The 26,030-nt window shown below is 63.3% G+C and carries 16 protein-coding genes; 10 read left to right on the top strand and 6 right to left on the bottom strand.

Annotated elements, in window-relative coordinates:
- The first annotated feature begins 42 nt into the window (after nucleotides 1-42).
- Nucleotides 43-1,206, top strand: coding sequence for an acyltransferase (locus CO670_RS01300; protein ID WP_097588611.1), 1,164 nt, complete (start codon nucleotides 43-45; stop codon nucleotides 1,204-1,206).
- An 82-nt stretch (nucleotides 1,207-1,288) separates the two neighbouring features.
- Here the strand turns inward: CO670_RS01300 and CO670_RS01295 are convergent, their stop codons facing one another.
- From CO670_RS01295 to CO670_RS01285, 3 genes are all read right to left on the bottom strand, one after another.
- Nucleotides 1,289-3,217, bottom strand: a complete 1,929-nt coding sequence (locus CO670_RS01295; RefSeq protein WP_097588610.1) for a PAS domain-containing sensor histidine kinase — start codon at nucleotides 3,215-3,217, stop codon at nucleotides 1,289-1,291.
- Nucleotides 3,218-3,286: 69 nt separating this feature from the next.
- Nucleotides 3,287-4,693 (bottom strand): FAD/NAD(P)-binding protein, encoded by a 1,407-nt coding sequence (locus tag CO670_RS01290; RefSeq protein ID WP_097588609.1) that lies wholly within the window; start codon nucleotides 4,691-4,693, stop codon nucleotides 3,287-3,289.
- Nucleotides 4,694-4,969: 276 nt separating this feature from the next.
- Nucleotides 4,970-5,587, bottom strand: a complete 618-nt coding sequence (locus tag CO670_RS01285) for an NAD(P)H-dependent oxidoreductase (protein ID WP_097588608.1) — start codon at nucleotides 5,585-5,587, stop codon at nucleotides 4,970-4,972.
- A 230-nt stretch (nucleotides 5,588-5,817) separates the two neighbouring features.
- Between CO670_RS01285 and CO670_RS01280 the strand changes: the two genes are divergently transcribed.
- The 5 genes from CO670_RS01280 to CO670_RS01260 all read left to right on the top strand — a co-directional run bounded on the left by CO670_RS01280 (nucleotide 5,818) and on the right by CO670_RS01260 (nucleotide 12,502).
- On the top strand, nucleotides 5,818-7,671 hold the full coding sequence (locus CO670_RS01280; protein ID WP_176538850.1) for an ABC transporter ATP-binding protein: 1,854 nt from the start codon (nucleotides 5,818-5,820) through the stop codon (nucleotides 7,669-7,671).
- Nucleotides 7,672-7,694: 23 nt separating this feature from the next.
- Nucleotides 7,695-9,590: an ABC transporter ATP-binding protein gene (locus CO670_RS01275; protein WP_097588607.1), complete on the top strand. Its 1,896-nt coding sequence runs from the start codon at nucleotides 7,695-7,697 to the stop codon at nucleotides 9,588-9,590.
- A gap of 107 nt (nucleotides 9,591-9,697) precedes the next feature.
- Nucleotides 9,698-9,994, top strand: a complete 297-nt coding sequence (locus tag CO670_RS01270; protein ID WP_097588606.1) for a hypothetical protein — start codon at nucleotides 9,698-9,700, stop codon at nucleotides 9,992-9,994.
- Between the two features lie 302 nt (nucleotides 9,995-10,296).
- Complete coding sequence (locus tag CO670_RS01265; protein ID WP_097588734.1) at nucleotides 10,297-11,337, top strand: LacI family DNA-binding transcriptional regulator; 1,041 nt, start codon at nucleotides 10,297-10,299, stop codon at nucleotides 11,335-11,337.
- Between the two features lie 127 nt (nucleotides 11,338-11,464).
- A complete protein-coding gene (locus tag CO670_RS01260) occupies nucleotides 11,465-12,502 on the top strand; it encodes a LacI family DNA-binding transcriptional regulator (protein WP_088689816.1) in 1,038 nt (345 codons plus the stop codon).
- Between the two features lie 88 nt (nucleotides 12,503-12,590).
- Here the strand turns inward: CO670_RS01260 and CO670_RS01255 are convergent, their stop codons facing one another.
- Entirely contained in the window at nucleotides 12,591-13,790 is a 1,200-nt protein-coding gene (locus CO670_RS01255; RefSeq protein ID WP_097588605.1) for a multidrug effflux MFS transporter, read from the bottom strand.
- A 208-nt stretch (nucleotides 13,791-13,998) separates the two neighbouring features.
- Between CO670_RS01255 and CO670_RS01250 the strand changes: the two genes are divergently transcribed.
- Nucleotides 13,999-14,703 carry a TetR/AcrR family transcriptional regulator gene (locus CO670_RS01250; protein WP_097588604.1) on the top strand — a complete coding sequence of 235 codons (705 nt, stop codon included), beginning with the start codon at nucleotides 13,999-14,001 and terminating at the stop codon, nucleotides 14,701-14,703.
- A gap of 9 nt (nucleotides 14,704-14,712) precedes the next feature.
- Here the strand turns inward: CO670_RS01250 and CO670_RS01245 are convergent, their stop codons facing one another.
- Both CO670_RS01245 and CO670_RS32840 read right to left on the bottom strand, forming a co-directional pair.
- Nucleotides 14,713-15,153 (bottom strand): response regulator, encoded by a 441-nt coding sequence (locus CO670_RS01245; protein WP_097588603.1) that lies wholly within the window; start codon nucleotides 15,151-15,153, stop codon nucleotides 14,713-14,715.
- 222 nt (nucleotides 15,154-15,375) lie between these two features.
- Nucleotides 15,376-15,519, bottom strand: coding sequence for a hypothetical protein (locus CO670_RS32840; protein ID WP_176538849.1), 144 nt, complete (start codon nucleotides 15,517-15,519; stop codon nucleotides 15,376-15,378).
- Nucleotides 15,520-15,714: 195 nt separating this feature from the next.
- Here CO670_RS32840 and CO670_RS01240 point away from each other — a divergent pair, with 195 nt between their 5' ends.
- The 3 genes from CO670_RS01240 (at nucleotide 15,715) to treY (ending at nucleotide 25,984) form a co-directional block, all read left to right on the top strand.
- Nucleotides 15,715-21,180: an alpha-2-macroglobulin family protein gene (locus CO670_RS01240; protein ID WP_097588602.1), complete on the top strand. Its 5,466-nt coding sequence runs from the start codon at nucleotides 15,715-15,717 to the stop codon at nucleotides 21,178-21,180.
- The gene (gene pbpC / locus CO670_RS01235) at nucleotides 21,180-23,261 is read left to right on the top strand and encodes a penicillin-binding protein 1C (RefSeq protein ID WP_097588601.1); all 2,082 of its coding nucleotides are present in this window, start codon (nucleotides 21,180-21,182) and stop codon (nucleotides 23,259-23,261) included. Before CO670_RS01240 ends, pbpC begins: the two co-directional genes overlap by 1 nt.
- Before the next feature lie 113 nt (nucleotides 23,262-23,374).
- Entirely contained in the window at nucleotides 23,375-25,984 is a 2,610-nt protein-coding gene (treY, locus tag CO670_RS01230) for a malto-oligosyltrehalose synthase (protein WP_097588600.1), read from the top strand.
- Nucleotides 25,985-26,030: the final 46 nt, after the last annotated feature.

The raw sequence follows: 26,030 nt of genomic DNA, 5'->3' as shown, positions 1-26,030 counted from the left end.
GTCCGCTACTGCTTGCCTGACCAGAATATACAAAAGCTGCACATGAGCCGGCCGGATTACATCCCCAGTCTTGATGGCCTGCGCGGTGTCGCCGCGCTTCTGGTCGTTCAAGCCCATATCGGCCTTGTCTTTCCGAGCACAGCCCAGCATTTGATGACGATGGGCAGTGAGGCTGTTGGGTTGTTCTTTGCCCTCAGCGGCTTTCTGATGGCCCATCTCTACGGTTCACGCCCGGTGACCCGGGAAAGCGTCCTGGATTTCCTTGTGAGCCGCTTTGCCCGCATCTATCCGGTCTATCTGGCTGCCGTCCTGCTCGTGGCGATGCTGTCCGCCATACAGGGTCTGAATTTCGTCCAGCCGATCACCGGCGGCATGGACTTTATGCGCCATGTCTTTCTTCTGGGCTCGAGCGGCGTTTTCTGGTCGATTCCGCCCGAAATTCAATTCTATCTGCTCTTCCCGGTCCTATGGCTCTGCCTGGCTCGCCCCGACCGCTATGGCGGCCTGATCGCAGGCTTCGCGGTGGCTGTCGTCGTGGATGGTCTGCTTGGATTGCCGGGGCCTGGAATCCTGCTCGTTTCCAAGCTCCCTTACTTTCTTTTCGGCGCGCTTGCCGGGAAGATGCATTCCTATTGGGACAGATGGACGCCATCCGCCCTGACGGGAATTTTCACTCTCGTCCTTCTGGCGGTGTTCTTCACCTACAGACATGTCCTGGCGAATTTTTCCCCCGAATTCTGGGGCCTGCAGAGCGCGCTCGCCGCAGCCGTCATTGTGGCGCTGGTCGCGCGGCAAGCTCCTATCGCATCCCATATCCTGGCGGCCGCACCCGTCAGGTTTCTGGGGGCGATCAGCTTCTCCCTCTATCTTTTCCACGTCCCGATCATGTTCCTCGTCCACCGGGCTTTTGAAACCCTGATGCCCGAACCGGCGCTCATCGCGGCAGCGCTTTTCGTTGCAGTGGGAGGAGCATGGTTCCTCCATGAGACGGTAGAAGTCCCGAGCCGGCGCCTGCTCGTCACCTTCTGGCAGCATCATCGGTGGCGCCTGGTCTCCCTGGAAGCTCCGGCCGCGAGGATCGAACAGGCGATCCTCGACCTGCAGGAGACCGAAAAGCGCCTTCTCAGCGGCGCACCTTCTGCCACGATAGAGGAAGCCGGCCGCAAGGTCATTCGGGATGACGGCGACGGGAAGCTTCGCGCATAGCGCAGAGGCTCTCCAGCGTTCCCGAGCGTTCGAACGCTTCCGACAATCGAGCGCCGGCAGTCGCTCACCTCATTCACGTTCCTTAAGAAGCGACCCGATTGATCGCCTCGGCGAGTTGAGCCTGCGAGAAAGGCTTGCCGAGGCGCGGCAGGTTTATCATGCCGGCGCCTTCCGGAAGCTCGGCGTAACCGGTCGCAAGGATGATCGGCATTTCCGGCCACTCCTCTCGGATCGCCAGGGCAAGCTGGGCACCCGTCATGCGCGGCATGGCGTGGTCGCAGATCACCAGATCGACCTGCTCCTTGCGCAGGATGTCGAGCGCCTCCGCCCCCGCCATTGCTTCGAGGACGGTATGGCCGAGATCTTCCAGCATAAGCGTCGTATTCATCAGCACCAGACCGTCGTCATCGACGGCGAGAACGCGCAGCCGGTCGGTCACGTCTTGCTGACGCTGCTGCAGTTCGGCGTTGACGTCCATCGCCTGCTCGGCCGCCACGACCGGAAACCATAATTCCGCCGTCGTGCCTTCGCCGGGCGTGCTCTTCAGGAAGAGGCAGCCGCCGGACTGGGTCGCGAGGCCCTGCACCATGGAAAGGCCGAGGCCGGTGCCCTTGCCGACGCCCTTGGTGGTGAAGAAGGGTGTCACCGCCTGTTCCAGCGTCTTGGCATCCATGCCCTCGCCTTCGTCGATCACGGCGATCCTGATATAGCGGCCGGGCGACAGAGGCCTCTTGCCCGACGCCACCGCTTCCTCGGAAGCGCGCAGTACGATCCTGCCGCCCGCCGGCATGGCGTCGCGAGCGTTGACGACGAGGTTCAGGATCGCCATCTCCAGCTGGTTCGGATCTGTCTGGATCGTCGGCAGCCTGACGGGGAAAGAGGTCTCGATCATGGTGAGGGGGCCGAGCGAACGGCTCAGCATATCCATCATGCCACGGACCAGGCCGGAAACGTCGATCAGCTCCACATGCAGTTCCTGCCGGCGGGAAAAGGCAAGCATGCGCTGCGTCAAGGCCGCTCCGCGCTGAGCGCCCTGCATGGCGTTGTCGACCAGCGAGGTCAGCGCAAGATCCTGCGGCATGCGTTTCCTCAGGATTTCGAGACTGCCTGATATAGCCATCAGCAGATTGTTGAAATCATGGGCTATGCCGCCGGTCAGTTGACCGATCGCCTCCATTTTCTGCGACTGGAACAGCTCTTCGCGAGCCTGCTCCAACGCCTTCTGGGTTTCCATTTTTTCGGTGATGTCGCGGGTGATCTTCGCAAAACCGACCACATGGCCGTCATCGTCCCTGATAACGTCGATCACGACGCTGGCCCAGAAGCGGGTTCCATCCTTGCGGACGCGCCAGCCTTCCCTTTCGAACCGGCCTTCGGCACGCGCGACGCTCAGCGCAGTTTCCGGCACACCGGCTGCCTTGTCCTCCTCGGTATAGAAGGTCGAGAAGTGCCGGCCGATGATTTCTTCCGGCCGATAACCCTTGATGCGCTCGGCGCCGAAATTCCAGCTGCTGACATTGCCCTTTGGGTCGAGCATGTAGATCGCGTAATCCGAAACGCCCTGGATCAGGCGGCGGAACTGTTCCTCGCTCTGGCGAATGGCGTTTTCGGCCGCCCTGCGTTCGGTCAGGTCGCGGGTGATCTTGGCAAAGCCGATGAGCTCGCCGGAGGGGTGGCGGATCGGGTCGATGATCACATGAGCCCAGAAGCGGCTGCCATCCTTGCGCTCGCGCCAGCCCTCCCCTTCGAACCGGCCGGTCTCCGCCGCCGTCGCGAGAGCCCGCTCCGGAACGCCTGCGGCGCGGTCTTCTTTCGGATAGAAACGGGAAAAATGATCACCCAGTATTTCGGAAGGCTTGTAGCCTTTGAAGCGCTGCGCTCCGGTATTCCAGCTGGTTATGATGCCTTCGGGGCTGAGCATATAGATGGCGTAGTCGGTGATGGCATCGACCAAAAGGCGAAAACGTCCCTCTTCGGTAAGAGACGTGTCATGTCGCTCCAGCACTTCCATCTGCCCCTCTGCGTTACCAGCGCACATAACGCGGCTGCAGGCGGATGGTTCCGGAAAAATCGGACTTTTTCAGACGGCCTTGACCTGAGGGTAAAACCGCTCGCCCACACGCTCTGCGGCGGCATAGGCCTGCGAGACGATTTCGGGCACGAGATCGATATCGGGCAGGCTGCCAAGGCCGAGCGGGCCGACGGCAAAGAGACCGGCGACCGTCGAACCATCCTCGAGGAAGGGCTCGCCATGCGCATTGACCGCAAGCCCGAGGGAGAGCTCATCCGGCACGGCGAGGCCGGCGGAAAGCAGGCTCTGCATCAGCGGCGCGGAAAGATCGGGCGCCCGGCAGCGGCAATCGATGATGCGCTCGGCATGAATGATCTCTTCGACGGAAGAGCCGGCCGGCGTGAAGAACAGGCCGCTCAGCCCCCGGCGGCCAGCCCGGCCGCGTCGCAGCAGCGTGCGGCCTTCGGCAAGTTCGCGTTCCAGCCGCAGGTGCATAGCTTCCGGCAGCCGGTTGCGATGGCTGTCGTAGATTGCCCGCAGATGCCGGTTGAATTGGTGCTTCTCGCGTGCCGGCAATGAGCGCCAGAGCGAGCGGGCATGTTTCCTCAAGCCATTCATCACCGATTGCCAGCTCCGGCCCTCTTCCTCCGCCTCGCGGCAAGCCTGGCGGATGAAGCGCACGATGTCGGGCAAGCCCTCGGGCAGCGCTTCGGCCGGAAAGACCGGATCGGCGGAATTCGGCGTATGGCTCTGCGGCAGGAAGCCACGCCGGGAAATGATCGTCACCTGGCCGGCATAGCCGGAATCGCGCAGCTGCAGCAGCTGGTCGACGACGCGGATGCCGCTGCCGAGCAGCACGGTGTGCGGCCGCGCGACGAGGCGCTGGGCGCGGATCGGCGAAGGCTCCTGTTCGCCGGCATCCTGATCGCTCATACCGTAGCCGGTCGCGAGGATCACGGTATCGAACAGCGGATTGGCGGGATTGGCGCTTTCGAGCAGGAAGCGGTTGCCGTGGCTCCTGCGGATCGCCACGACGGGATCGTTGCAGACCTGGACGGTAATATCCCTGCGGGCCGCAAGCGCCTCCGAAAATCGCTGGTAGACATAGTCGCTGAAGATCTCCTTCGGCACGAAGATCTGCCGGAAGCCGGGAATGGCGGCCGGCACGGCGGCACGGAAGGCGGCGTTGCTACAGAGCCAGTCGTTGAAATCGTCGTTGTCGCCGAGCGAGACCGAAAGATCGCGCACGCGGGTGTTGAGGATCGTGGAGGAACGGGCCGAAGACAGGGCCTGGCCGCCGCTGACCGACGAATTCGGGTCGAACAGCTGCAGGTGGAAGGGCGTGCGCACCGCCTTCATCAGCGCAATCGCCATCATCATTCCGGAAAAGCCGCGCCCGACGATGGCAATGCGCGGCACGGCGGATATCTGCGCCGCCGCATTGGCTCTCGCGGAAAAAAGTCCCTGAACCGTCATCGCAACTCCTTTGCGGTTTCATCCGCACCGTGTGTCGATCGAGGTTTCAACGCATAGATACCGGTCACGCGTTGATGAGGTTCATGCGGCCATTCGCAAACATCTGCCGCAGGATCGGGGTCCGCTCAGCGGCCCGCAAAGGAAATAAAAGGAGCGATTTCGCCCGTTCATAGTCTATCAAACTAGTCGTGTATCAAAGCCCTAAAAGCCGAACGTGGCAAGGGGGTTTGTGGCGTCGTCTCGTAAGCTATTGGAATAGCGGAATATTTAGTGCCGTCAGCCAGCTTCGCCGGGATACTGCTTCGCCTTCAGAAGGCCCGCCAGATGCGCCGTGTTGCGCGCCAGCATGTCCACGGCTTTCGTCACGACCTCCGGCACCTTGTCGAGATCGACGAAATTGGTGGACCCCATCGCCTCGCCGACCCAATAGGCGACGGCGTTCGCCGGGATGGTGAAGCCGACATCGTTCAGCGCCTGGTAGAGCTCGGCAGACACATGGTGGGCGCCATCCTCGTTGCCGACGACGGCGACGGCGGCGACCCTGCCGTAGGAGACCATGCGGCCCTGATCGTCGGTCTCGTCGAGGAAGGCGTCCATGCGCTCCTGCGTCCGCTTGCAGACGCTGGAGGGCTGGCCGAGCCAGATCGGCGTTGCCATCAGCAGGATATCGGCGTCCAGCAGCTTCGCGCGAATTTGAGGCCAGTCGTCACCCTCGCCTTCGTCCGAGGTGACCCCCGGCTTGATGTTGAAATCGGCAAGCCGGATCACTTCGGTCACGACGCCGTGCTTCGACATCGCCTTGTCGATGAGGCCGATCATCCGCTCGGTCGACGAGGCCTCCTTGGCGTCGCCGGCCTTCAGTGTGGAATTGAGAGCGAGGGCTTTCAGCGGCATGAGTTTCTCCCGGTAACGGCTGCCTGACAGGGTCTGCCTGCTGCAACCCGCCCGCGTAGCGATTGTTCCCGCCGGCATGCGAGGAGGCCTCACGTAAAAATAACCAGATGGTGAATTCTTTACTTGAACCCCCAATTGGAATCGGCAAAAGTGACGGTGCTATCAATCCCTTCATGGATTTGCCGTCTTTTCGGGCCAGCGTCCGAACACACATCTATTGGAAAAATACCGTGAGCAGCGATGCGTTCTTACGCGCGGCGAAGCCTTCGGCTTCGATGGCGCTTGCAACTGCGGCAGGCTGGGGCCGAGGCCTCTATACATTGGTGCGCATCACCGTGATGGCCTTCCGTCACCCTTGGCAAGCCGGCCTTGCCATCGGCGCCACCCTGATCGCCTCCACCTTCCAGCTTCTGATCCCGCGCCTTCTCGGCCAGGCCGTCGATCATACGCAGGTGGCGCTTCACGGCGGCACGGTCGGGCAGCAGGCGCAGGATGCGCTGCTGACGACGGCGCTGCTTCTGCTCGGCGCCAGCGTGCTGCGCGGCATTTTCACCATGGTGCAGAACTATTTCAGTGAATCCGTCGGCCATCACATGGGCTACGAGCTGCGTCTGGCCTGCTACGAAAAGATCCAGCGCCTCTCCTTCAGTTTTCATGACACCGTGCACTCCGGCGACCTGATCACCATCGGCCTGCTCGATCTGGAAGGCGTGCGCATGTACTTCTCGACGGCGCTCGTGCGTGTCTTCCTGCTTTCGATGCTGATCGGCATCGGGGCTTACATGCTGCTGTCGACCGACGTGGTGCTCGGCCTGCTGGCCCTCTCCTTCGTCCCCTTCGTCGGCTGGCGCTCGTCGGTCACCCAGCTTCGGCTGCGCGCCACCTGGCTCGACCTGCAGCAGCGGCTTTCGGTGCTGACCCGCATCATGGAAGAAAATCTCGGCGGCATCCGCGTCGTGCGCGCCTTTGCGGCGCAGGAGCACGAGCTCTCGAAATTCGAGAAAGCGTCGAAGAATGCGCTGGAGCTTGCCCATCAGCGCGTCGGAATCCGCGTCACCAATACCAGCGCCATGACCTTCTCCTTCTTTGCGGCCATGGGTCTGGTGCTGTGGGTCGGCGGCGGCAAGGTGCTCGCCGGCGAGATTACCGTCGGCACACTTGCTTCCTTCCTGACCTTCATGACCATCCTGCAGATGCCGGTGCGCCAGCTCGGCCTGATGGTCAACGCCTTTGCCCGCGCCTCGACCTGCGGTACGCGCCTCTTCGATCTTCTGGATCTGGAGATCGCCGTGCGCGATGCGCCGGATGCCAAGGAACTTGATGTAACGGACGGCACGCTACGCTTCGAGAATGTCAGTTTCGCCTATCCGAGCGCGCCGACGCGTGAGGTGCTGCACGATGTCAGCTTCGAGGCGAAGCGCGGCGAAACGATCGGCATCGTCGGCCCGCCCGGCAGCGGCAAGTCGACGCTCGCGCATCTCATCCCGCGCTTCTACGACGCCACCGCAGGCAAGATCACCATCGACGGGCAGAATATCCGCAAGGCAACGCTGCAGTCGCTGCGCCGCTCCGTCGCCGTCGTGCAGCAGGATTCCTTCCTCTTCACCACGACGATTGAAAACAACATCGCCTATGGCGACCCCTGGGCCAAGGAAAGCCGCATCGAACGCGCCAGCGAAAGCGCGCAGCTCCACAATTATGTGCTCGGCCTTCCCACCGGCTACGGCACGGTCGTCGGCGAACGCGGCGTCTCGCTTTCCGGCGGCCAGCGCCAGAGGCTTTCGATCGCCCGCGCGCTGATGCTCAAACCCGCCGTGATGGTGTTCGACGATTCGACGGCGGCGATCGACGCAGCCACCGAACAGCGCATCCGCAGCGCCATGCGCCGCTACGCCGCCGACCGCGTGACGATCATCGTCGCCCATCGCCTGAGCTCGCTGATGCATGCCGACAGGATCTTCTTCATCGAGGACGGCCGCATCGTCGAACAGGGCACGCATGACGAGCTTCTGTCGCTCGGCGGGCGGTACAAGGCGCTTTACGATTTGCAGGTGCGACCGGGCGACGACGCTTTGAGCGCGTAAGAAGCCGGCGCTGGAGGAAATTGATGGCCGAGGAACTGGAAACCGAACGCTCCGACGTTCGCGAGGATGGCAGGCGGCCGCCGAGGGCGGTGGTTGGCTCGCATCGCATCGAAGAGGAAATCTTCGGCAAGGTCTTCGATTCCAACATCGTCAAGCGCATCTGGGCCTTCGTGCACCCCTACCGGCGCGATGTCGTGCTGTCGGTCGTTTCGGTGCTTGTTTTCACCGCCATGCAGCTGATGATCCCGCTGATCATCCGCTATGCCATCGACCACGGCATGCAGCCCGGCGGCAGCCATTCGGCGCTGACCTGGGCGATCGTCGCCTTCCTGATTGCCATCCTCATCAACTACGGCGCCAGCTACTGGCAGGAAATGCTGGTCGGCGGCGTCGCCGAAAACGTGCTCTTCGATATCCGCAGGGCGATGTTTTCGCATCTCCAGCGCGTTTCGCTCTCTTTCATGGACAAGACGGAGGTCGGCCGGCTGATGTCGCGCCTGCAGGGCGACGTCAATTCGATGCAGGAGTTTCTCGAAACCTGTGTGCTTTCCGTCGGCGACATTTTCCTGCTCTTCGGCATCGTCTTCGTGATGCTCTATCTCGACTTCAAGCTCGGGCTGCTGACGCTGTCCGCACTGCCGGTGCTCTTCGTCGTGCGTCTGTTCTGGCTGCCGCTGGCGCGCAAGTCCTTCATGGCCGCGCATGAGACGAACTCGGTGGCGAACGGTGCACTCGCCGAGGCGATCCATGGCGTGCGCGCCGTCCAGAGCATGGATAGGCAGGAGGTCAACTTTCAACTCTATGACGATAAGGCGCATGCCAATCTCAAGACGCATCTGACGGCGGCGCGTTATGCCCAGATCATGGTGCCGATCGTCGATTCGCTGACCGGCATCGCCATGGCCCTCGTCATCGTCGTCGGCGGAGCGCGCGTCCTGAACCAGGCGCTCGATGTCGGCGTGCTCGTCGCCTTCCTCTTCTATATCCAGCGCTTCTTCGACCCGATTCGCTCGCTGACGCTGCAATATTCCGTCATGCAGCGCGCCATGGCCTCGGGCCAGCGTTTGACCGACGTGCTCGACGTGCCGATCGAGATCCAGGACGCGCCCGACGCCAAGGTGCTGTCGGCCGACATGGACGGCTCGGTGGAGTTCCGCGATGTGGTTTTCGGTTACAATCCCAAACATCCCGTGCTGAAGCATGTCAGTTTCAAGGTCAATCCGGGCGAGACGGTCGCCCTCGTCGGCCCGACCGGATCGGGCAAATCGAGCTGCATGTCGCTGATCCACCGCTTCTACGAAGTGCAGCGGGGGCAGGTGCTGGTCGGCGGGCATGACGTGCGTGCGCTGACGCAGGATTCGCTCGGGGCGCAGATCGCCATGGTGCTGCAGGAACCTTTCCTCTTCACCGGCACCGTCTTCGAGAACATCCGCTACCACAAGACGGAAGCGACGCGCGAGCAGGTGATCGAAGCCGCCAAGGCCGTCGGCGCGCATGACTTCATCATGCGCATGCCGGAAGGCTACGACAGCATGCTCGGCGAGCGGGGCGGCAATCTTTCGCTCGGGCAGCGCCAGCTCCTCTCCTTCGCCCGGGCGCTGGTGGCGGATGCGAAGATCCTCGTGCTCGACGAGGCGACGGCCAATATCGACAGCTATACGGAGATGCTGATCCAGAAGGCTCTGGTGAAGCTGCTCGAAAACCGCACCGGTCTCGTCATCGCCCACCGCCTGGCGACGATCCGCGAGGCCGACCGCATAATCGTGCTGCAGAACGGCGAAATCATCGAAAGCGGCAACCACCGCCAGTTGATGAAGAACGGCAAGCTTTATTCCAGGCTCTATAACCTCAATTACGCGTCTTTCGACGATATTCCCGAGGAGGTTCTGGAAGAGACGACGACGGAATCGGCGACCTAGATGTAGATGGCATGCGTTAACGCGTGTTGCAAAGTTTGAACGAACAAACGACTTGCTGCCGCATTTCTCTCCTATCGGGAGGCGATTGCCACTGAGGAGAAAATGTTATGAAGAGAATTATGAGCAGCCTGTTGATCGCAATGGCCCTTGTTGGATCGGCTATTCAGCCCGCTGCCGCGCGTGACCGTCATCACCATGATGACACCGGCCGCATTATCGCCGGCGGCGTTGCCGCAGGTGTCGTCGGCGGTCTGATCGGAGGCGCGATCGCCAATGGCGGCCCGCGCTATGTCGATGGCCCTCGCTATGTCGAACCCGCACCGAGATGCTGGTATGAGGACCGCGATGTCCGCAATCGCTATGACGGCGGCTATCACACCGAAACCGTCCGCGTCTGCGAATAGACTGAAGTTTTTTGAAGCGGCGTTGATCTTATCGCCGCTTTACCTGTGATTTGCCCCTCACCCTCACCCTCTCCCCGTAAAGACGGGGCGAGGGGACGTGCCCTGCGAGAGGTCTGTGGAACCGAAGAGCTCGCAACTTGCCCCCTTCGCCCCGCGAGCGGGGAGAAGGTGCCGGCAGGCGGATGAGGGGCGAGCCGCCGATCTGCCAAAAGTCCCGCAGCCTCGGTTTTTCTCAGCAAAAATTTCCGCCTGCCTCGCCATCTGTCATCCGGCTGTCAGAGTCGATCAATAGCTGGAGGGCCATGAATGATGGTCCGGTGAACGGCTCCAAGACGCCGAAGAAAGAGCGCATGCGCTTCGTCAGCGCCGAGCAGGTCGCGCAATTGGCGGGCGTGTCCCGCTCCGCCGTCTCGCGCACCTTCACGCCGGGCGCAAGCGTCGCTCCGGCAACGCGGGAGAAGGTGCTGCGGGCAGCTGACGAACTCGGCTACCACGTCAACGACCTGGCTCGCGGCGTGCTTGCCAATCAGAGCCGCCTCGTCGGTATCGTCGCGACACGGCCGGAAGTCGGGTTTCGCGCGCATCTGGCAGCAGCTCTTGCCAAATCCCTGATCCGGCGCGGCAGCATCCCAATCCTCATCAACACCGGGCAAACGGAAGACGAGTTGCTCGCCGCCCAAAAAATGCTGATCGGCCATCGCGCCGAGGCGATCATCATCCTGTCCGGTTCGCCGCCGGCGAGTTTCCTCGAACTCGCCCAGCGAAATGGCCAGCCGCTCGTCGTCATCGGCCGTTCGGAGCCGGACGCCGATCATGTGCGCGCCGGCAACTCCGAGGCCTCGCGCAAGGCGGCGACGGCCTTTTACGAAAGCGGCAGGCGACGGCTTGCGGTCATCGGCTCCCATTCGAAAACGCCTGCTATCGTCGAGCGCGAGAGCGCCTTCCTTTCGACGGCCGAGTCGCTCGGCGCATCCGTCACCGTCGCCCGCGGCGCAGATTCCGATTATGAGGGCGGCGTCACCGCCGGTCGCGCGCTGTTTTCGGAAAGAACGAAGCCCGACGCCATCTTCTGCGCCAATGACCTGATCGCCTTCGGACTGATGGATGTCGCGCGCCTGGAAGCGGGGCTGCGCGTTCCGGAGGATCTTGCCGTCATCGGCTTCGACGACGTTCCGGAATCCTCCTGGCTGAGCTACCAGCTGACCACCTTCCGCCAGGACCCCCTGACCATGGCGCAGCGCGCCGTCGAGCTGATGGAGCGGCGGCTTGAGAACCCGGACTCGCCGCCCGGTTACGAACGCGTCATTCCGGAACTCGTCATCCGCCGGAGCTTCAAGCCCTAACCCCTCCCCCGCTTTTCGCAGGCGCAATCCTGTGGCAAGAAGAGCGTGACGCTGAGATCGAAGTGTTACGGCGTCTTTGGCGCGCCTGAAAAGACGCGCCGCGCGGCAAGGAGGAAGATCGCTGCAGATGAAGGGAATCCGTCAGCTCGCCGAGCACCTCGACATTTCGATCGGGACCGTATCCCGCGCGCTGAACGGCAAGCCCGACGTCAACGACGAAACGCGCCGGCGCGTGCTCGCCGCCGCCGAAGAACTCGGCTATGTCGCCAACCAGTCGGGCCGCAGCCTTCGCCAGGGCATGACGAACGTCATCGGCCTGATGCTCGAGGTGAGCCGCGAGACGGTCGAAAACAGCGACGACTTCTTCCTTGGCGTTACCGACGGGCTGCAAAGCGTCTTTTCCCGCCACAAGCTCGATCTGGTCATGCTGCCCTGCCCCGATGACGAGGATCCGCACGAATATCTGAAGCGCATGGTGGCGCGCCGGCTGGTCGATGCGATGATCATTTCGGCGACCCGGCGCACCGACCGGCGCATCGAACTTCTGGAAAAGGCCCGCATCCCCTTCGTGGCGCTCGGCCGCAGCGCATCCGGCGGCAGCTATACCTGGATGGATCTCGACTTCGAAGGGGTGGCGGCGCGCGGTGTCGACCGGCTGGTCGCAAAAGGCCATCGGCGGATCGCGGTGGCCGCCCCCTCCTCCGACATCAACCTCGGCTATATTTTCCTCGACAGCTATCGCGAAGCGCTGAAACGGCACGATATTCCCTTCGATCCGGCCCTCGTCATCCGCGTCAAATCGAGCGAACAGGGCGGCTATCAGGCCGGCCACGAACTGCTGATGATCGAAGACCGGCCGACCGCGATCATCCTGATCCACGAATTGATGGCGATCGGACTTTACCGGCGACTCGCAGAAGCCGGTATCGTACCGGGGCGCGACCTTGCCGTCCTGGGTTTCCGCGAAGAGCCGCGCACGCATTTCCTGCAGCCGACGCTGACGTCCTTCCGCATGTCGCTGCGCGATCTCGGCGTGCAGCTCGGCGAAACCCTGCTCGCCACCATGCCGGCCTATGCCGAGCACTATCCGCAGGGCGCCCGCAACAGGATCTGGCCGCTGGAACTCATTCCCGGCGAAAGCGACGCTTTCACCCTGACGCGCTGACGCCTTCAGACCCGGCTCGGCGCTGCCTGCTCTGGCATGATCCGGACAGCGGGGGCCGCAACCGACAATCGGGTGCGGCCGATCACGATCATTCGGCGGCAGCGACGGCGGCGCGGCGGCCGATCGTTGCCTGCGTCAGCACGAAAGCGCAGAAGGCGCAAAGCGCGATGCCGGCGGCCATCGGGACGGCCGTGCCGTCGAAGAACAGGCTCGATATCACCATGGCGACGGCGGCGATGACGAAGTGCAGCGTGCCCATCAGCGACGAGGCCGTGCCGGCGATCTCGCCGTGATCCTCCAGCGCCAGCACCGCGCTCGTCGGGATGACGAGGCCGAGGAAGCCATAGCCGAGGAAGAGGAAGCTTGCCATGACCGGCAGCTGGTTGAAGCCTGCGGCCATCATCACCGCCATGGCGACCATGGCCAGCGCAAAGGCGCTGACGGCAATCCGCATGACGCGCACCAGGCCGAAACGCTCGCCGAGCCAGCCCGTCGCCTGCGACACCGCGAAGAAAGACACGGCGTTGATCGAGAAGGCGAAACTGTACTGGGTCGGCGTCAGGCCGTAATGCTGGATCAGCACGAAGGGCGAGTTGGCGAGATAGACGAGAAAGCTCGAAATGCCGAGGCCGCCGATGAAGGTCAGCGTCAGGAAATTGCGGTCGCCAAGCAGCCGCCGATAGGCGGACATGGCGCTTCCAAGACCGCTGCCGCTGCGCTCACTGGCGGGCCGCGTTTCCTCGAGCTGTGTGGACAAGAGGACGAGACCGACCAAGGCGGCGATCGTCACGGCCCAGAACACGCCGCGCCAGCCGTAAAACTCGATGACGGCGCTGCCCGTCAGCGGTGCCAGGATCGGCGAGATCGAGAAGACCAGCATCAAGAGCGACATCAGGCGCGCGGCCTGGACGCCGGTGTGCATATCACGGACGATGGCGCGCGGAATGACCATGCCGGCTGCCCCGCCGATACCCTGGACGAAACGGAAAGCGATCAGCGTTTCGATATCGGTCGCCAGCGCACAGCCGACCGAAGCGACCGCGAAGAGGCCGATCCCGATATAGAGCGGCAGCTTGCGGCCCCACATATCCGACAACGGGCCATAGAGGAGCTGGGCGAGCGCAAAGGAAATGAAGAAGGCAAGAAGGGTCAGCTGCGTGACGCTGTTATCGGCGTGCAGATCCTGGCCGATGGACGGCAGCGCAGGCAGATACATGTCGATGGCGAAGGGGCCGATGGCCGAGAGAAGGCCGAGAATGAGAGCGATGCGAAAGAATGAAGCCGTCATAAGGATGATCTTTCATAAAAGCGCAGCGAAAGCGCCGGATCGTCGCTCCGCCGCCTTGCTCTTAAGGGTTCAATGATGATCGTTCGCGCGAAGACGAAGTTGGGAGCTCATATCTCCAGCGGCGGAACTAAGAGTGTCTATAAATTTGGACACTGATGTAAAATTAGACGCCATTGTCTAAAACGTCAAGACGGCTTATCTTCGTGCCATGAAAGATCGCATGACACCCGCAGCCAGGATGACGGGGCATACGCAGCGCGGACAATGCGCCAAGCGCCTGTCAATTCTCGAGGCCGCCGCAGAGGTATTCTGCAACCAGGGTTTTGCCGGCGCCAGCATTGATGAGATCGCCGCAGCAGCCTGCGTGTCGCGCCAGACGATCTACAATCACTACCGCGAGAAAGAGACGCTGTTCGTCGCTGTCGTCGAGGACGTGATGAACCGCGCCAACGCCATGCTCTTCTCCATGCTGTCGACCTTTCCCGACAATGCCGACAATCTGGAGGACGACCTGACGGCCTTCGTCGTGCGCCTCAACAGGAACTGCATCTGCAATCACGACGGAAAATTCCTGCGCAAGCTGGTGCAGATGGAGGGCGAACGATATCCGCATCTCTTCGAAAGCTGGCGCCAGCACGGGCCGGGGAAGCTGACCACGGCGCTGTCGGCGCTTTTCGCGCGGCTTGCTCACAAAGGGGCGCTCGTCATCGACGATTTCGACGTCGCTGCCCGCCAGTTCGTGGCACTCGGCAATGCCGACCTGCAGATGACCGTGCTGTTCGGCGGGATGCCGACCGACGGCGAGTTGGAAAAGGCGGCGCGCAACGCCGTCCGTACCTTTCTCAAGGCCTATGGCAGACCGGGGCCGGAAAAGGCCAGCCCTCAGCCGCAACTTGCGACCGTTTCCGGCTGAACCGGCCAATCAGGCAAAGACCGTCATCTGTTTGGGCACCACGGCAAACATGCCGATGCGGCGCGCGGCCAGATATTTGACCAGCTGTTCGACGACCGAAGGCATGACCGGCTTCTGAACCACGCCGACCGCACCCTTGACGCCATCGGCAACCATCTCGGGATTGCCGGTCATGAAGACGACCGCGATGCCGTGCTCCTCCGCCAGTTGCCGGCCGATGTCGGGCCCGGTCGGCCCGTCGGCGAGATTGATATCGACGAAGGCGATGTCGGCAAGCGGCGCCAGCCTCAGGGCTTGCTCGCGATCATGCGCGAGGCCCGCGACCTGCATGCCCATGTTCTCCACTGTCGCCCCGAGATCCAGGGCGATCAGGAATTCATCTTCGACGATCAATATTCTCTGCTTCATGAGATCATCTCGTTGCCAGCGCCGCACAACATTGGTGGCCATGATACGTCCCTTTGTTACGCACATACTTCGAAAGAGGGATCCGCTCCGGCAGCTGTCCCTGCTCGAAACTCATGCCAGTAACGGGCAACTCGGCGTTATGTTCCGCCGTGAAACGCGAATCTCGTGACTTAACCTATTGTTAACGTTGTTAATTTTTTAACGATGCCGATGTGAAACAAAAAAACGACTGCCTGACCGTCGCTGAAAAGCTGGGGCCGATGGCTAATCCGGCCTCTCGCCTTCTCGATTTACCGGCATGCCGTTGCAGACGTGAACCTCGGCGGCGCCGGCTGCACCCACAGCGAGTAACGGGCCATTGGCTGCACTGAGCATGGCAAGGCCGCCATGGCGGAAAGATCTGGACATTGCGATGTCTCCGGCGTTCGCCCAAATCCTTGCTCACCCTTGCAAAAGCTGCAAATCACGCCACCGATATGACGGTTGAACGAAAGCGCCTGTGCGAAGGTGAAACATCGTTCAAGTTGAGTTGACAATCTCGTGAGGAGTGAGGAGAGTGCCGCCGATCAGAGCCAGCATCGCCTGTATCCTTGGGGGGAATCTATGTCCGTGCGCTCGTTTTTCGCTTTCGCTGCTATCGCCTTTTCCACGATTGCCATCAGCTTTCCCGCGGCCGCGGCGGAAACCAAGCGCGACATTCAGACGATCAAGGATGCCGATTTCTTCGGCTTCGATCTGCGCACCGAGCAGAATGTTTCGCTCGACCAGTGCAAGACCTCCTGCATCGGCGACAAGAGCTGCAAGGCCTTCACCTACAATCCCAAGGTGAAGTGGTGCTTCCTGAAGTCCGATTTCAAGACGATGAACGCCTTCCCCGGCGCCATCGCCGGCAAGATCGTCGAAACGGCGGCACAGAAGGAGCCGGATATCGGGGCTGCGCCGCGCCTGACCTTCCTGACGAGCGAGCTCATCCAGCAGGCCCACGACTTCAAGGACAATCTTGCCCTGACCGACGGCCAGCAGGGCCAGGGGGTGGACAGCCTGACGGCCAATGCCCGCCTCGACATGACCGCCAACAACCTGACCGACGCGCTGATCGCCTTCCATGGCGCACTGTCGATCACGCCCGATGACGCCGATCTCTGGCTCGAGACCGCCCGCGCCGCAATTTCCTTCGGAAGCACGGAGAGCAGCATCACGGGCCAGGCCGTGCTCGACGCACTGAACGGCTACGAGCTGACGCGCACGACGGCCAAGCGGGCCGAGGCGCTCGCCGTGCTTGCCAATGCGCTGGAACGCAACGGCAATTATCGCCCGGCGCTCGACGCCTACAAGGCAAGCTTGGCGCTGGTCGGCGCCAAGGACGTGCAGGCGGCCTATCTGCAGCTGAAATCGACGCAGGGATTCCGCATCACCGAACATACGGTCGACGCCGACAGCGCCACGCCGCGCGCCTGCGTCACCTTCTCCGAAGCGCTCGTCAAGACCACCGACTACACGCCCTTCGTGACGCTGAACGGCGCCGCGCCGAAGGCGGTCGAAACCAAGGGCAAGCAGATCTGCGTCGAAGGCCTGACGCATGGCGAGACCTACAAGATCGCCTTCCGTACCGGCCTGCCGTCTTCAGTCGACGAGGTTCTCGACGCGCCCGTCAGCATCGACGTCTACATCAAGGACCGCACCCAGATGGTGCGCTTCACCGGTGACAGCTTCGTGCTGCCCTCGACGGCGCGCCGCGGCATCCCGATCGTCTCGGTCAACCTGGCGTCGGCCAATCTCAAGCTCTACCGCATCGGCGATCGCGGCATCGCGCCGCTGCTGACAAACTCCCAGTTCCTGAGCCAGCTCGACGGCTACAGCGCCCAGAACATCCAGGACCAGAGCGGCGAGCTTGTCTGGCAGGGATCGATCGAGATCGCCAATGAGCTCAACAAGGACGTCGTCACCAGTTTCCCGGTCGACGAGGCGCTGCCGGAGCGCAAGCCCGGCATCTACGTAATGACCGCCACAGCAGGAACCGGCCCGTCCCAGGAGTGGGATTCGCAGGCGACGCAATGGTTCCTCGTCTCCGATATCGGCATCACCACCTATGCCGGCACGGATGGGCTCAACGTCTTCACCCGCTCGCTCGCCTCGGCAAAGCCGATCGCGGGCGTCGAGCTGCAGCTGCTCGCCAAGAACAATGAGGTGCTCGGCACCGCGACGACAGACGAAAACGGCCGCGCCACCTTCACCGCCGGCCTGATCCGCGGCACGGCGGCGCTCACGCCGGCCGTCATCGCCGCCAAGAACGGCACATCCGACTATGTCTTCCTCGACATGACGCGCGCCGGCTTCGACCTCTCCGACCGCGGCGTGACGGGCCGTGCCGCCCCCGGCGCGATCGACGTGCTGACCTTTACCGAACGCGGCATCTACCGCGCCGGCGAGACCGTGCATGCGCAGGCGCTTGCCCGCGATACCGACGGCAACGCTATCGAGAACCTGCCGCTCACCTTCATCTTCAGCCGTCCCGATGGCGTCGAAGACCGGCGGATCGTCAGCCAGACCAGCAATCTCGGCGGTTATTCCATCGATTTTCCGACCCAGGAAAACGCCATGCGCGGCACCTGGACGATGAATGTCTATACCGACCCCAAGGGTACGGCTATCGCCACCAAGAGCTTCCTGGTCGACGATTTCGTGCCGGATCGCACCGAGATGGAAATCAAGACCGAAGCCAAGGAAATCGGTCCGGATACGCCGGCGACGATCACCATCTCGGGCAAGTATCTCTACGGCGCTCCGGCCGCGGGACTGACGCTCGAGGGCGACGTCGTCGTCAAGCCGACGCGTGAGAGCGCTGCCTATAAGGGCTTCCTCTTCGGGCTTGCCGACGAGGAGGCAAGCGAAGATTCGCGCCTGCCGATCGACGGACTGCCTGAACTCGACGAGAACGGCGAAGCCTCGACCGACCTCACCATCAGCGACCTGCCGGCGACGACGCAGCTGCTCAACGCCACGGTCTATATGCGCATGCAGGAAGCGGGCGGGCGCGCAATCGAGCGCTCTCTCGTCATCCCGGTGAAGAACCAGGGCGCATCGATCGGCATCAAGCCGGAATTTTCCGACGATCTGCCGGAGAATTCGATCGCCAATTTCACGGTGATCGGCGTCGATGCCGACGGTGGGAAGCAGGAGACGAAGGGCCTGCGCTGGAAGTTCTACAGCCTCAACCGCGAATACCAGTGGTATCGCGAGGGCACGGCATGGAAATACGAGCCGGTCTACACCGCCGAGCAGATCTCCAACGGCAGCGTCGACGCGACGATGGACGGCGGCAAGATCTCCGTGCCGGTGACCTGGGGCCGCTACCGCCTCGAAGTCGAAAGCCCGGATGCCGACGGCCCCACCTCCAGCGTCGAATTCGAGGCCGGCTGGTTCGTGGCCTCGACTTCCACCGAAACACCCGACGGGCTGGAAATCGCCCTCGATAAGGACAGCTATAAGGTCGGCGAGACGGCCAAACTGAAAGTTACCTCGCGCTATGGCGGCGAGCTGATGGTGACGGCCGGAACCGAAAAGCTGGTCGCCGTGCAGAGCGCCACGATCGGCGAGACCGGCGGCGAGGTCGATATCCCCGTCACGGCTGATTGGGGTGCCGGCGCCTATGTGACCGCGACACTCTTCCGCCCCGGCGATGCGCAGGACAGCCATATGCCGATGCGCTCGATCGGCATCAAATGGCTGAAGGTCGATCCCGAGCAGCGGGCGCTGCAGGTGGCGCTCGACACGCCGGAAAAGATGCTGCCGCGCGGCCCGTTGAATATCGGCTTGCAAGTGACGGGGGCCGGTGCCAACGAGGATGCCTATGTGACGGTTGCCGCCGTCGATGTCGGCATTCTCAACCTGACGCGCTACGAGCCGCCGAACCCTGAGGACTGGTATTTCGGCCAGCGGCAGCTCGGCCTTGAAATCCGTGACCTCTACGGCCGCCTGATCGACGGCTCGCTTGGTGTAACCGGCAAGCTCAGGACCGGTGGCGACGGCGGCGCCGTGGCGCTGCAGTCAAGCCCGCCGACACAGAAGCTCGTCGCGTTCTTCTCCGGTCCGGTAAAGCTCGACGCCGAAGGCAAGGCCAATGTCTCCTTCGACATTCCGCAATTCAACGGCACGGCGCGCGTCATGGCGGTCGCCTGGTCGAAGAGCGGCGTCGGCCACGGCGTCAAGGATGTCATTATCCGCGATCCGGTCGTGGTCACCGCGAGCCTGCCGAAATTTCTCACCCCCGGCGACAAGGCCAATCTGCGTCTCGACATCGCCAACACCGATGCCCCGGCCGGCGACTACACGCTGCAGCTGACCGGCAACGACGCGGTCGGCATCGAACAGGCTTCCGCCTCGCAGACGATCCGCCTCGAGGCCGGCGCCAAATCCGAGCTGACGCTGTCGCTTGTCGGCAAGCAGCCGGGCGCCGGCAGCGTCTCGATCAACCTTTCCGACGCTTCCGGCCTTTCGCTCGACCAGACGGTCGATGTGCCGGTGCGCCCGGCCTCCTTGCCGATCACCCAGCGCAGGGTGCTGGCGCTCAAGCCCGGGGCGAAGCTCACTGTCGACAAGAACCTCTTGGCCGACAGCGTGCTGCCCGGCGCCTCGATCAGCGTCAACGTCACGCGTTCGGCCGCTTTCGATATCCCCGCACTGCTGATGACGCTCGACCGCTATCCCTTCGGCTGCGCCGAGCAGACCACCAGCCGCGCGCTGCCGCTGCTCTACCTTGCCGAAGTGGCGAAGCAGGCCGGCATCGAAAACGATGACGACGTGCGCCAGCGCGTGCAGGATGCGATCTACCGCGTGCTTTCCTATCAGGCATCCGCCGGCAGCTTCGGCCTCTGGGGTCCTGACTCGGGCGATGTCTGGCTCGATTCCTACGTTACCGATTTCCTGACGCGGGCCCGCGAGCAGAAATACGACGTGCCGGAAAGAGCTTTCGTGCAGGCGCTGGAAAACCTGCAGAACGTGCTGTCCTACACCACCGACATCAAGGGACAGGGCGATCAGATCGCCTATGCCGTCTACGTCCTGGCCCGCAACAAGAAGGCCGCGATCAGCGATCTGCGCTACTATGCCGATACGATGATCAACGACTTCCCGACGCCGCTCGCCAAGGCGCATATCGCCGCCGCACTGGCGCTTTACGGCGATGCGCAGCGTTCGAAGAACATCTTCCTCGATGCGCTGCAGATGTCGGAGCAATCGATGGTGTCGCGCGTCAACCTCTCGCGCACCGACTACGGCACGATCCTGCGCGACGGCGCCGCGATCCTGGCGCTGGCGGCCGAAAGCCGGCCGGTACCGCCGGTCATCCCGGAGCTCTCCAAGGCCGTGGCCAAGGAATGGGGGCGCAGCAAATATAAGAGCACCCAGGAAGAGACCTGGATGCTGCTTGCCGCGCGCGCCATCCAGGGCGGCGATGACGGGCTGAAAATCGACGTCAACGGCGCGGCACACACCGGCGCCTACATGGCGCGCATGACCGGCGATGCACTGGCCGGCCATCCGCTGACGCTGACCAACCAGACCAACGACGCGGTTTCGGCTGTCGTCACCACCGTTGCCGCCCCGACCGTGCCGCTGCCGGCCGGCGGCGACGGCTTCACCATCGAGCGCAGCTACTACACGCTCGACGGCGAACAGGCGAATGTCAGCGAAGCGAAGCAGAACGAGCGCTATGTCGTCGTCATCCATGTGCGGGAGACCAACGACTGGCCCTCGCGCATCGTCATCACCGATCTTCTGCCCGCCGGCTTCGAGATCGACAATCCGAACCTCGTCGACAGCGCCCAGATGACGAATTTCGACTGGATCGGCGAGATCTCCGCCGCCCATACCGAATTCCGCTATGATCGCTTCGTCGCCGCCTTCAACCGCGCCTCGGGCGACGATCGCGAGTTCAATGTCGCCTATGTCGTGCGCGCCGTCACACCCGGCACCTACGATCATCCGGCGGCAACCGTCGAGGACATGTACAGGCCCGAGCTTTCGGCCCGCACGGCGACCGGCAAGATGGAGGTCATGGCAGCACAATAATGGGGCTGTGGCGCAAGTTTGCGATCGGATCCGCCGCCGGCGTCGTTCTCGCCGGCGCGGGTCTGCTTGCGCTCGACGCCGCCGACCGGGCCTTTCCGCCGCCGCTGGAGAAGGCGGATGTGGTCTCAGCCGAGGTGCTGGATGCCGACGGCCAGTTGCTGCGCGCCTTTGCGACGTCGGAGGGCCGCTGGCGGCTGAAGACGTCGGCATCTGACGTCGATCCGCAATTCCTGCGCATGCTGATCGCCTATGAAGACCAGCGCTTCTACAGCCACGGCGGCGTCGACCCTTGGGCGCTCGGGCGCGCGAGCCTGCAATTCGTCAGCAATGGCCGCATCGTCTCCGGCGCCTCGACGCTTTCGATGCAGGTGGCGCGGCTGATCGAGCCGCGCCCGGAACGGACGCTCTCGGCAAAGCTGCTGCAGCTTGCGCGGGCGGTGCAGATCGAGCGGCGGCTGACCAAGGAACAGATCCTCGACCTCTATCTCACCCACGCACCCTATGGCGGCAATCTCGAAGGCGTGCGCGCCGCAAGCCTTGCCTATTTCGGCAAGGAGCCGCGCCGCCTGACGGTCGCCGAGGCAGCGCTGCTCGTCGCCCTGCCGCAATTGCCGGAACGGCGCCGGCCGGACCGCAATCTCAAGGCGGCGGAGGAAGCGCGCCGGCGGGTGCTCGACCGCGTTGCGGTGGCCGAGGCCGTCGGCGATGGCGAGGCGGAGCGGGCCGAGGGGGTCGCCATTCCGTCGCGGCGCATGCAATTGCCGGCGCTCGCCGCCCACCTCGCCGAGACGGCCGTTCGCAAGCAGCCTGCGGTCCTCAAACACCAGACGACATTGAAGAAACAGGTGCAGCAGGGCCTGGAGTCGGTCGCGCGGGCAGCGGCCATGAAGCTCGGGCCGAAGCTGTCGCTTGCCATGGTGATGGCGGATGCTCAGACGGGTGAGATCGTCGGCGAGGTCGGCTCGGCCGATTATTTCGACACCAGCCGCTCCGGCTGGATCGACATGACGCGCGTCAACCGTTCGCCGGGCTCGACACTGAAGCCCTTCATCTACGGCCTCGCTTTCGAGCAGGGTCTCGTCTCCCAGGAGACGATCATCGAGGACCGGCCCGCCGATTTCTTCGGCTATCGGCCGCGCAATTTCGATATGAGCTATCAGGGCGACGTCACGGTGCGCGAGGCACTGCAGCTTTCGCTGAACGTGCCGGCCGTCAAGCTGCTCGACGCCGTCGGGCCATCGCGGCTGCTGGTACGTTTCCGTCGCGCCGAGGTGCGCCCGGCTTTGCCGCCGAATGAGACGCCGGGGCTTGCGATCGGCCTCGGCGGCGTCGGCATCACGCTGAAGGATCTGGTGCAGCTCTACACGGCTCTCGCCAATCGCGGCCAGCCGGCAAGGCTCGGGGACGGGATCACCGGCGTACCCGGCAAGATCGACGGCGAGCCGATGCTGGAGCCGGTTGCAGTATGGAACGTCGCCGATATCCTCTCCGGCGTCATTCCTCCCGCCGGCGCGGCCCAGCGCGGCGTCGCCTACAAGACCGGCACGAGCTACGGCTACCGCGACGCCTGGTCGGTCGGCTATGACGGGCGCTATGTGCTCGGCGTCTGGGTCGGACGGCCCGATAACGGCGCCGTGCCGGGCCTGACCGGCTATGGCACCGCAGCGCCGATTCTCTTCGAGGGCTTCGCCAAGTCAGACATCGCGACGACGCCGCTGCCGCGTCCGCCCGCCGGTGCCGTGCGCATCGCCCAATCCGAGCTGCCGATCAGCCAGCGGCGTTTCGCGCTCAACGCCAGCGGCCTGCTCGTCGCCTCCGGCCGCGAGGCCGCGCCTCAGATCGTCTATCCGCCCGAGGGCGCGCATATCGATCTCGGCGCGAAAGGCGGCGACCTGTCGCCGCTTCAGCTGAAGCTGCAGGGCGGCCGCGCGCCCTTCCGCTGGCTTGCCAATGGCAAGCCGCTGCCGGATCTCTCGCGCCGGCGCACACAGCAATGGCTGCCGGACGGCGGCGGCTATTCGAAACTCACCGTCATCGATTCGGCCGGCCGCGCCGCAAGTGTCGGCGTTTTCATCGACTAACCCATCAAAGTGTTACGTCCTTTGCGCGTCTGATGAGACGCGCGGCGCTGTAATGGAACCAAAGCCCGGACACAACCGTTGGAGAGGGTCTCCCTCCAACGTCAGACGGCCTCATGACACTTCCGACAGCGACCTACCGGATACAATTCCGCAACGGCATGACCTTCGATCGCGCCTGCGGCCTCGTTCCCTATCTGAAGACGCTCGGCATCAGCCATCTCTACGCCTCACCGATCTTTACCGCCGTCACCGGCTCTCCCCACGGCTATGACGTTACCGACACCAACGAGATCGACCCGTCTCTCGGCGGCCGCGCAGGATTCGACCGGCTGACGGAAAGCCTGGCTTCGGCAGGCATGGGGCTGATCCTCGACATCGTCCCGAACCATATGGCCGCCTCGCCGGAAAATGCCTGGTGGCGCGACGTCCTGGCATTCGGCCGGCAGAGCGCCTATGCCGGTCACTTCGACATCGACTGGAGCGAGCCGCTGACCCTGCCGCAGCTCGGCCAGGATTTCGATCGCGCGCTCGACGCCGGCGAACTGCGCGTGGCGCTCGATGAAACCCACGGCAGTTTCGCCTTTGCCTATTTCGAAACACTCCTGCCGCTGAACCCCGGCAGCTACGGGGCGCTTGCCAACCGGCTCGACGATCCGGTTGCGACGAGAATGGCGGAGGCCGCCGCCGTCACGTCAGGCGAGGATTTCCACCGCGCGATGCGCGACATCCTGTTCGAAGGCGGCGACCGGGCGGTCCTGCGGCAGAAGCTCGACGACATCTCCGCCGATCGCGATTTTCTCAGAAGCCTGCATGAAGCGCAGCGTTGGCGGCTGACCTACTGGAAAGAGGCGGCCCGGCATCTGAGCTATCGCCGTTTTTTCGAGGTGACCGGGCTGGTCGGCACGCGCGTCGAAAATCCGCCGGTGTTCGAGGACATGCATCGGCTGGTGCTCGAACTGGTGCGCCAGGGCAAGGTGCAGGGTCTGCGCATCGACCATGTCGATGGGCTGGCAGGGCCGAAAGCCTATCTCGACCGGCTGCGGACGGCGGCTGGGCCGGACATTTATATCGTGGTGGAAAAGATCCTCGGGGCAAGTGAGATTCTGCCGGAGAGCTGGCCGGTCGCCGGCACCACGGGATATGAGTTCATTGCCGCGATCAGTGACCTCTTCATCGATGGCGGCGGACTGTGCATATTGGACGATGCCTATCGCAGCATCGCCGGCGAAGCCGGCGATCTCGAAGGGAGCCGGCGGATCGCCAAGCGGCTAATGGTGGAACGCAATTTCGTAGGCGAGACCGACAGACTGGTGTCGATTGCCGCCGGCATCTTTCCCGAGGAAAAAAGAGACGAGATCGCCGGCGCATTGCGGGAACTGCTGATCGCCTTTCCGGTCTACCGCACCTATGGCGACGGCGGCCCGCTCTCCTGGCAGGATTCCGCAGTGCTGGCCGCGACCGCATCGCAGGCCACCGCACAGCTCGATGATCGACGGGCGCTCGACCAAGTGCTGATGCTTCTCGAAGGCAAGGTTGAAGGCGATGCGGCCCACGAGTTCCGCATCCGTTTCCAGCAGCTGAGCGGGCCTGTCATGGCAAAGGCGACGGAAGATACGCTCTTTTATCGCTACAACAGGCTGCTTGGCGCCAACGAGGTGGGCGGCGAACCGGGCAGGACGCCTGAAGGTCCCGAGGGTTTCCATCGCCGGATGGCCGAACGCGCGCGGCTGCAGCCGCTTGGCCTCTCGGCAAGCGCCACCCATGACACCAAACGCGGCGAGGATGGGCGTGCAAGGCTCTACACGCTGAGCGAAGGTGCGGATGTTTTCGTGCAGGCAGTAGCACGCTGGCGTGAATTGAACCGGTCCTGGCTCAAGGATCTGCCGGACGGCGCGGCTCCGGAGCCGAATGTCGAATGGATGCTCTATCAGGCGCTGGCCGGCGTCTGGCCGGAGGATTTCGACAGAGGGCAGACGGAAGAGCTTCGCGAGCGCTTTACCGATTATGCGAGAAAGGCGGTGCGCGAAGCGAAACTGCGCAGTGGCTGGCTGGAACAGGATAACGTTTATGAGGAAGCCGTCACCAGTTATGCGGCGGCGTTGGTGTCGCCCGAAAATGACGCCTTTCTCGAGGATTTCGAAAGAGTGCTGCAGCCCTTCATCGCCGCAGGTTATCTCAACAGCCTGTCGCAGACACTCCTCAAGCTGACCGCTCCCGGCATTCCCGATATCTACCAGGGCGCGGAGGGTTTCGATTTCAGCCTCGTCGATCCCGACAACCGCCGGCCGGCCGAGCATGAACGGCTGATGGCCTGGCTTGACGAAGCGGGACCGATCGCCAAGCTGCAGGCGGCGGCATTGAAGCAGCGCCTCGTCAGCATCGGCCTGCAGCTGCGCCAGCGCCATCCCGCGCTTTTCGCAAAAGGCGATTACCTGCCGCTGAAAGCGACCGGCAGCCGGCGCGACCATCTCCTCGCTTTCGCCCGGGTACACAACAGCGAGTTCGCAATCACCGTGGCGCCGCGGCTGATGTTCGGCTGGCTCGATCCCGGCGTGCTCTTCGCCGGTCCGGAATTCTGGGAGGATACGGCGATCGCCATCCCCTCCCCTCTTCACGGATTGAAGGCGGATCTGGTAACGGGAAAGACGAGCGAACCGGGAGGCAGCATCTCGGTTGCCGCCTTGCTCGGAAGCCAGCCGGTCGGGCTGATCAGCCCGATCTGAGCGTCGGACCTCCCCATACGATTAAAAAATTCGACTCTCCAAATTA

Origin of the sequence: Rhizobium sp. J15 (genome assembly GCF_002531825.1) — a bacterium.
Taxonomy (GTDB): domain Bacteria; phylum Pseudomonadota; class Alphaproteobacteria; order Rhizobiales; family Rhizobiaceae; genus Rhizobium.
The sequence above is the reverse complement of the archived record's forward strand: the minus strand, read 5'-3'. Positions and strand labels throughout refer to the sequence as shown.

Excerpts from the sequence above, each read along its gene's own strand:
- CO670_RS01255 (WP_097588605.1), bottom strand. The coding sequence starts at position 13,790 with ATGACGGCTTCATTCTTTCGCATCGCTCTCATTCTCGGCCTTCTCTCG.
- CO670_RS01245 (WP_097588603.1), bottom strand. The coding sequence starts at position 15,153 with ATGGCCACCAATGTTGTGCGGCGCTGGCAACGAGATGATCTCATGAAG.
- CO670_RS01275 (WP_097588607.1), top strand. The coding sequence starts at position 7,695 with ATGGCCGAGGAACTGGAAACCGAACGCTCCGACGTTCGCGAGGATGGC.
- CO670_RS01295 (WP_097588610.1), bottom strand. The coding sequence starts at position 3,217 with ATGGAAGTGCTGGAGCGACATGACACGTCTCTTACCGAAGAGGGACGT.
- CO670_RS01300 (WP_097588611.1), top strand. The coding sequence starts at position 43 with ATGAGCCGGCCGGATTACATCCCCAGTCTTGATGGCCTGCGCGGTGTC.
- CO670_RS01240 (WP_097588602.1), top strand. The coding sequence starts at position 15,715 with ATGTCCGTGCGCTCGTTTTTCGCTTTCGCTGCTATCGCCTTTTCCACG.
- treY (WP_097588600.1), top strand. The coding sequence starts at position 23,375 with ATGACACTTCCGACAGCGACCTACCGGATACAATTCCGCAACGGCATG.
- CO670_RS01285 (WP_097588608.1), bottom strand. The coding sequence starts at position 5,587 with ATGCCGCTGAAAGCCCTCGCTCTCAATTCCACACTGAAGGCCGGCGAC.
- CO670_RS01270 (WP_097588606.1), top strand. The coding sequence starts at position 9,698 with ATGAAGAGAATTATGAGCAGCCTGTTGATCGCAATGGCCCTTGTTGGA.
- pbpC (WP_097588601.1), top strand. The coding sequence starts at position 21,180 with ATGGGGCTGTGGCGCAAGTTTGCGATCGGATCCGCCGCCGGCGTCGTT.
- CO670_RS01250 (WP_097588604.1), top strand. The coding sequence starts at position 13,999 with ATGAAAGATCGCATGACACCCGCAGCCAGGATGACGGGGCATACGCAG.
- CO670_RS01260 (WP_088689816.1), top strand. The coding sequence starts at position 11,465 with ATGAAGGGAATCCGTCAGCTCGCCGAGCACCTCGACATTTCGATCGGG.
- CO670_RS32840 (WP_176538849.1), bottom strand. The coding sequence starts at position 15,519 with ATGTCCAGATCTTTCCGCCATGGCGGCCTTGCCATGCTCAGTGCAGCC.
- CO670_RS01265 (WP_097588734.1), top strand. The coding sequence starts at position 10,297 with ATGAATGATGGTCCGGTGAACGGCTCCAAGACGCCGAAGAAAGAGCGC.
- CO670_RS01290 (WP_097588609.1), bottom strand. The coding sequence starts at position 4,693 with ATGACGGTTCAGGGACTTTTTTCCGCGAGAGCCAATGCGGCGGCGCAG.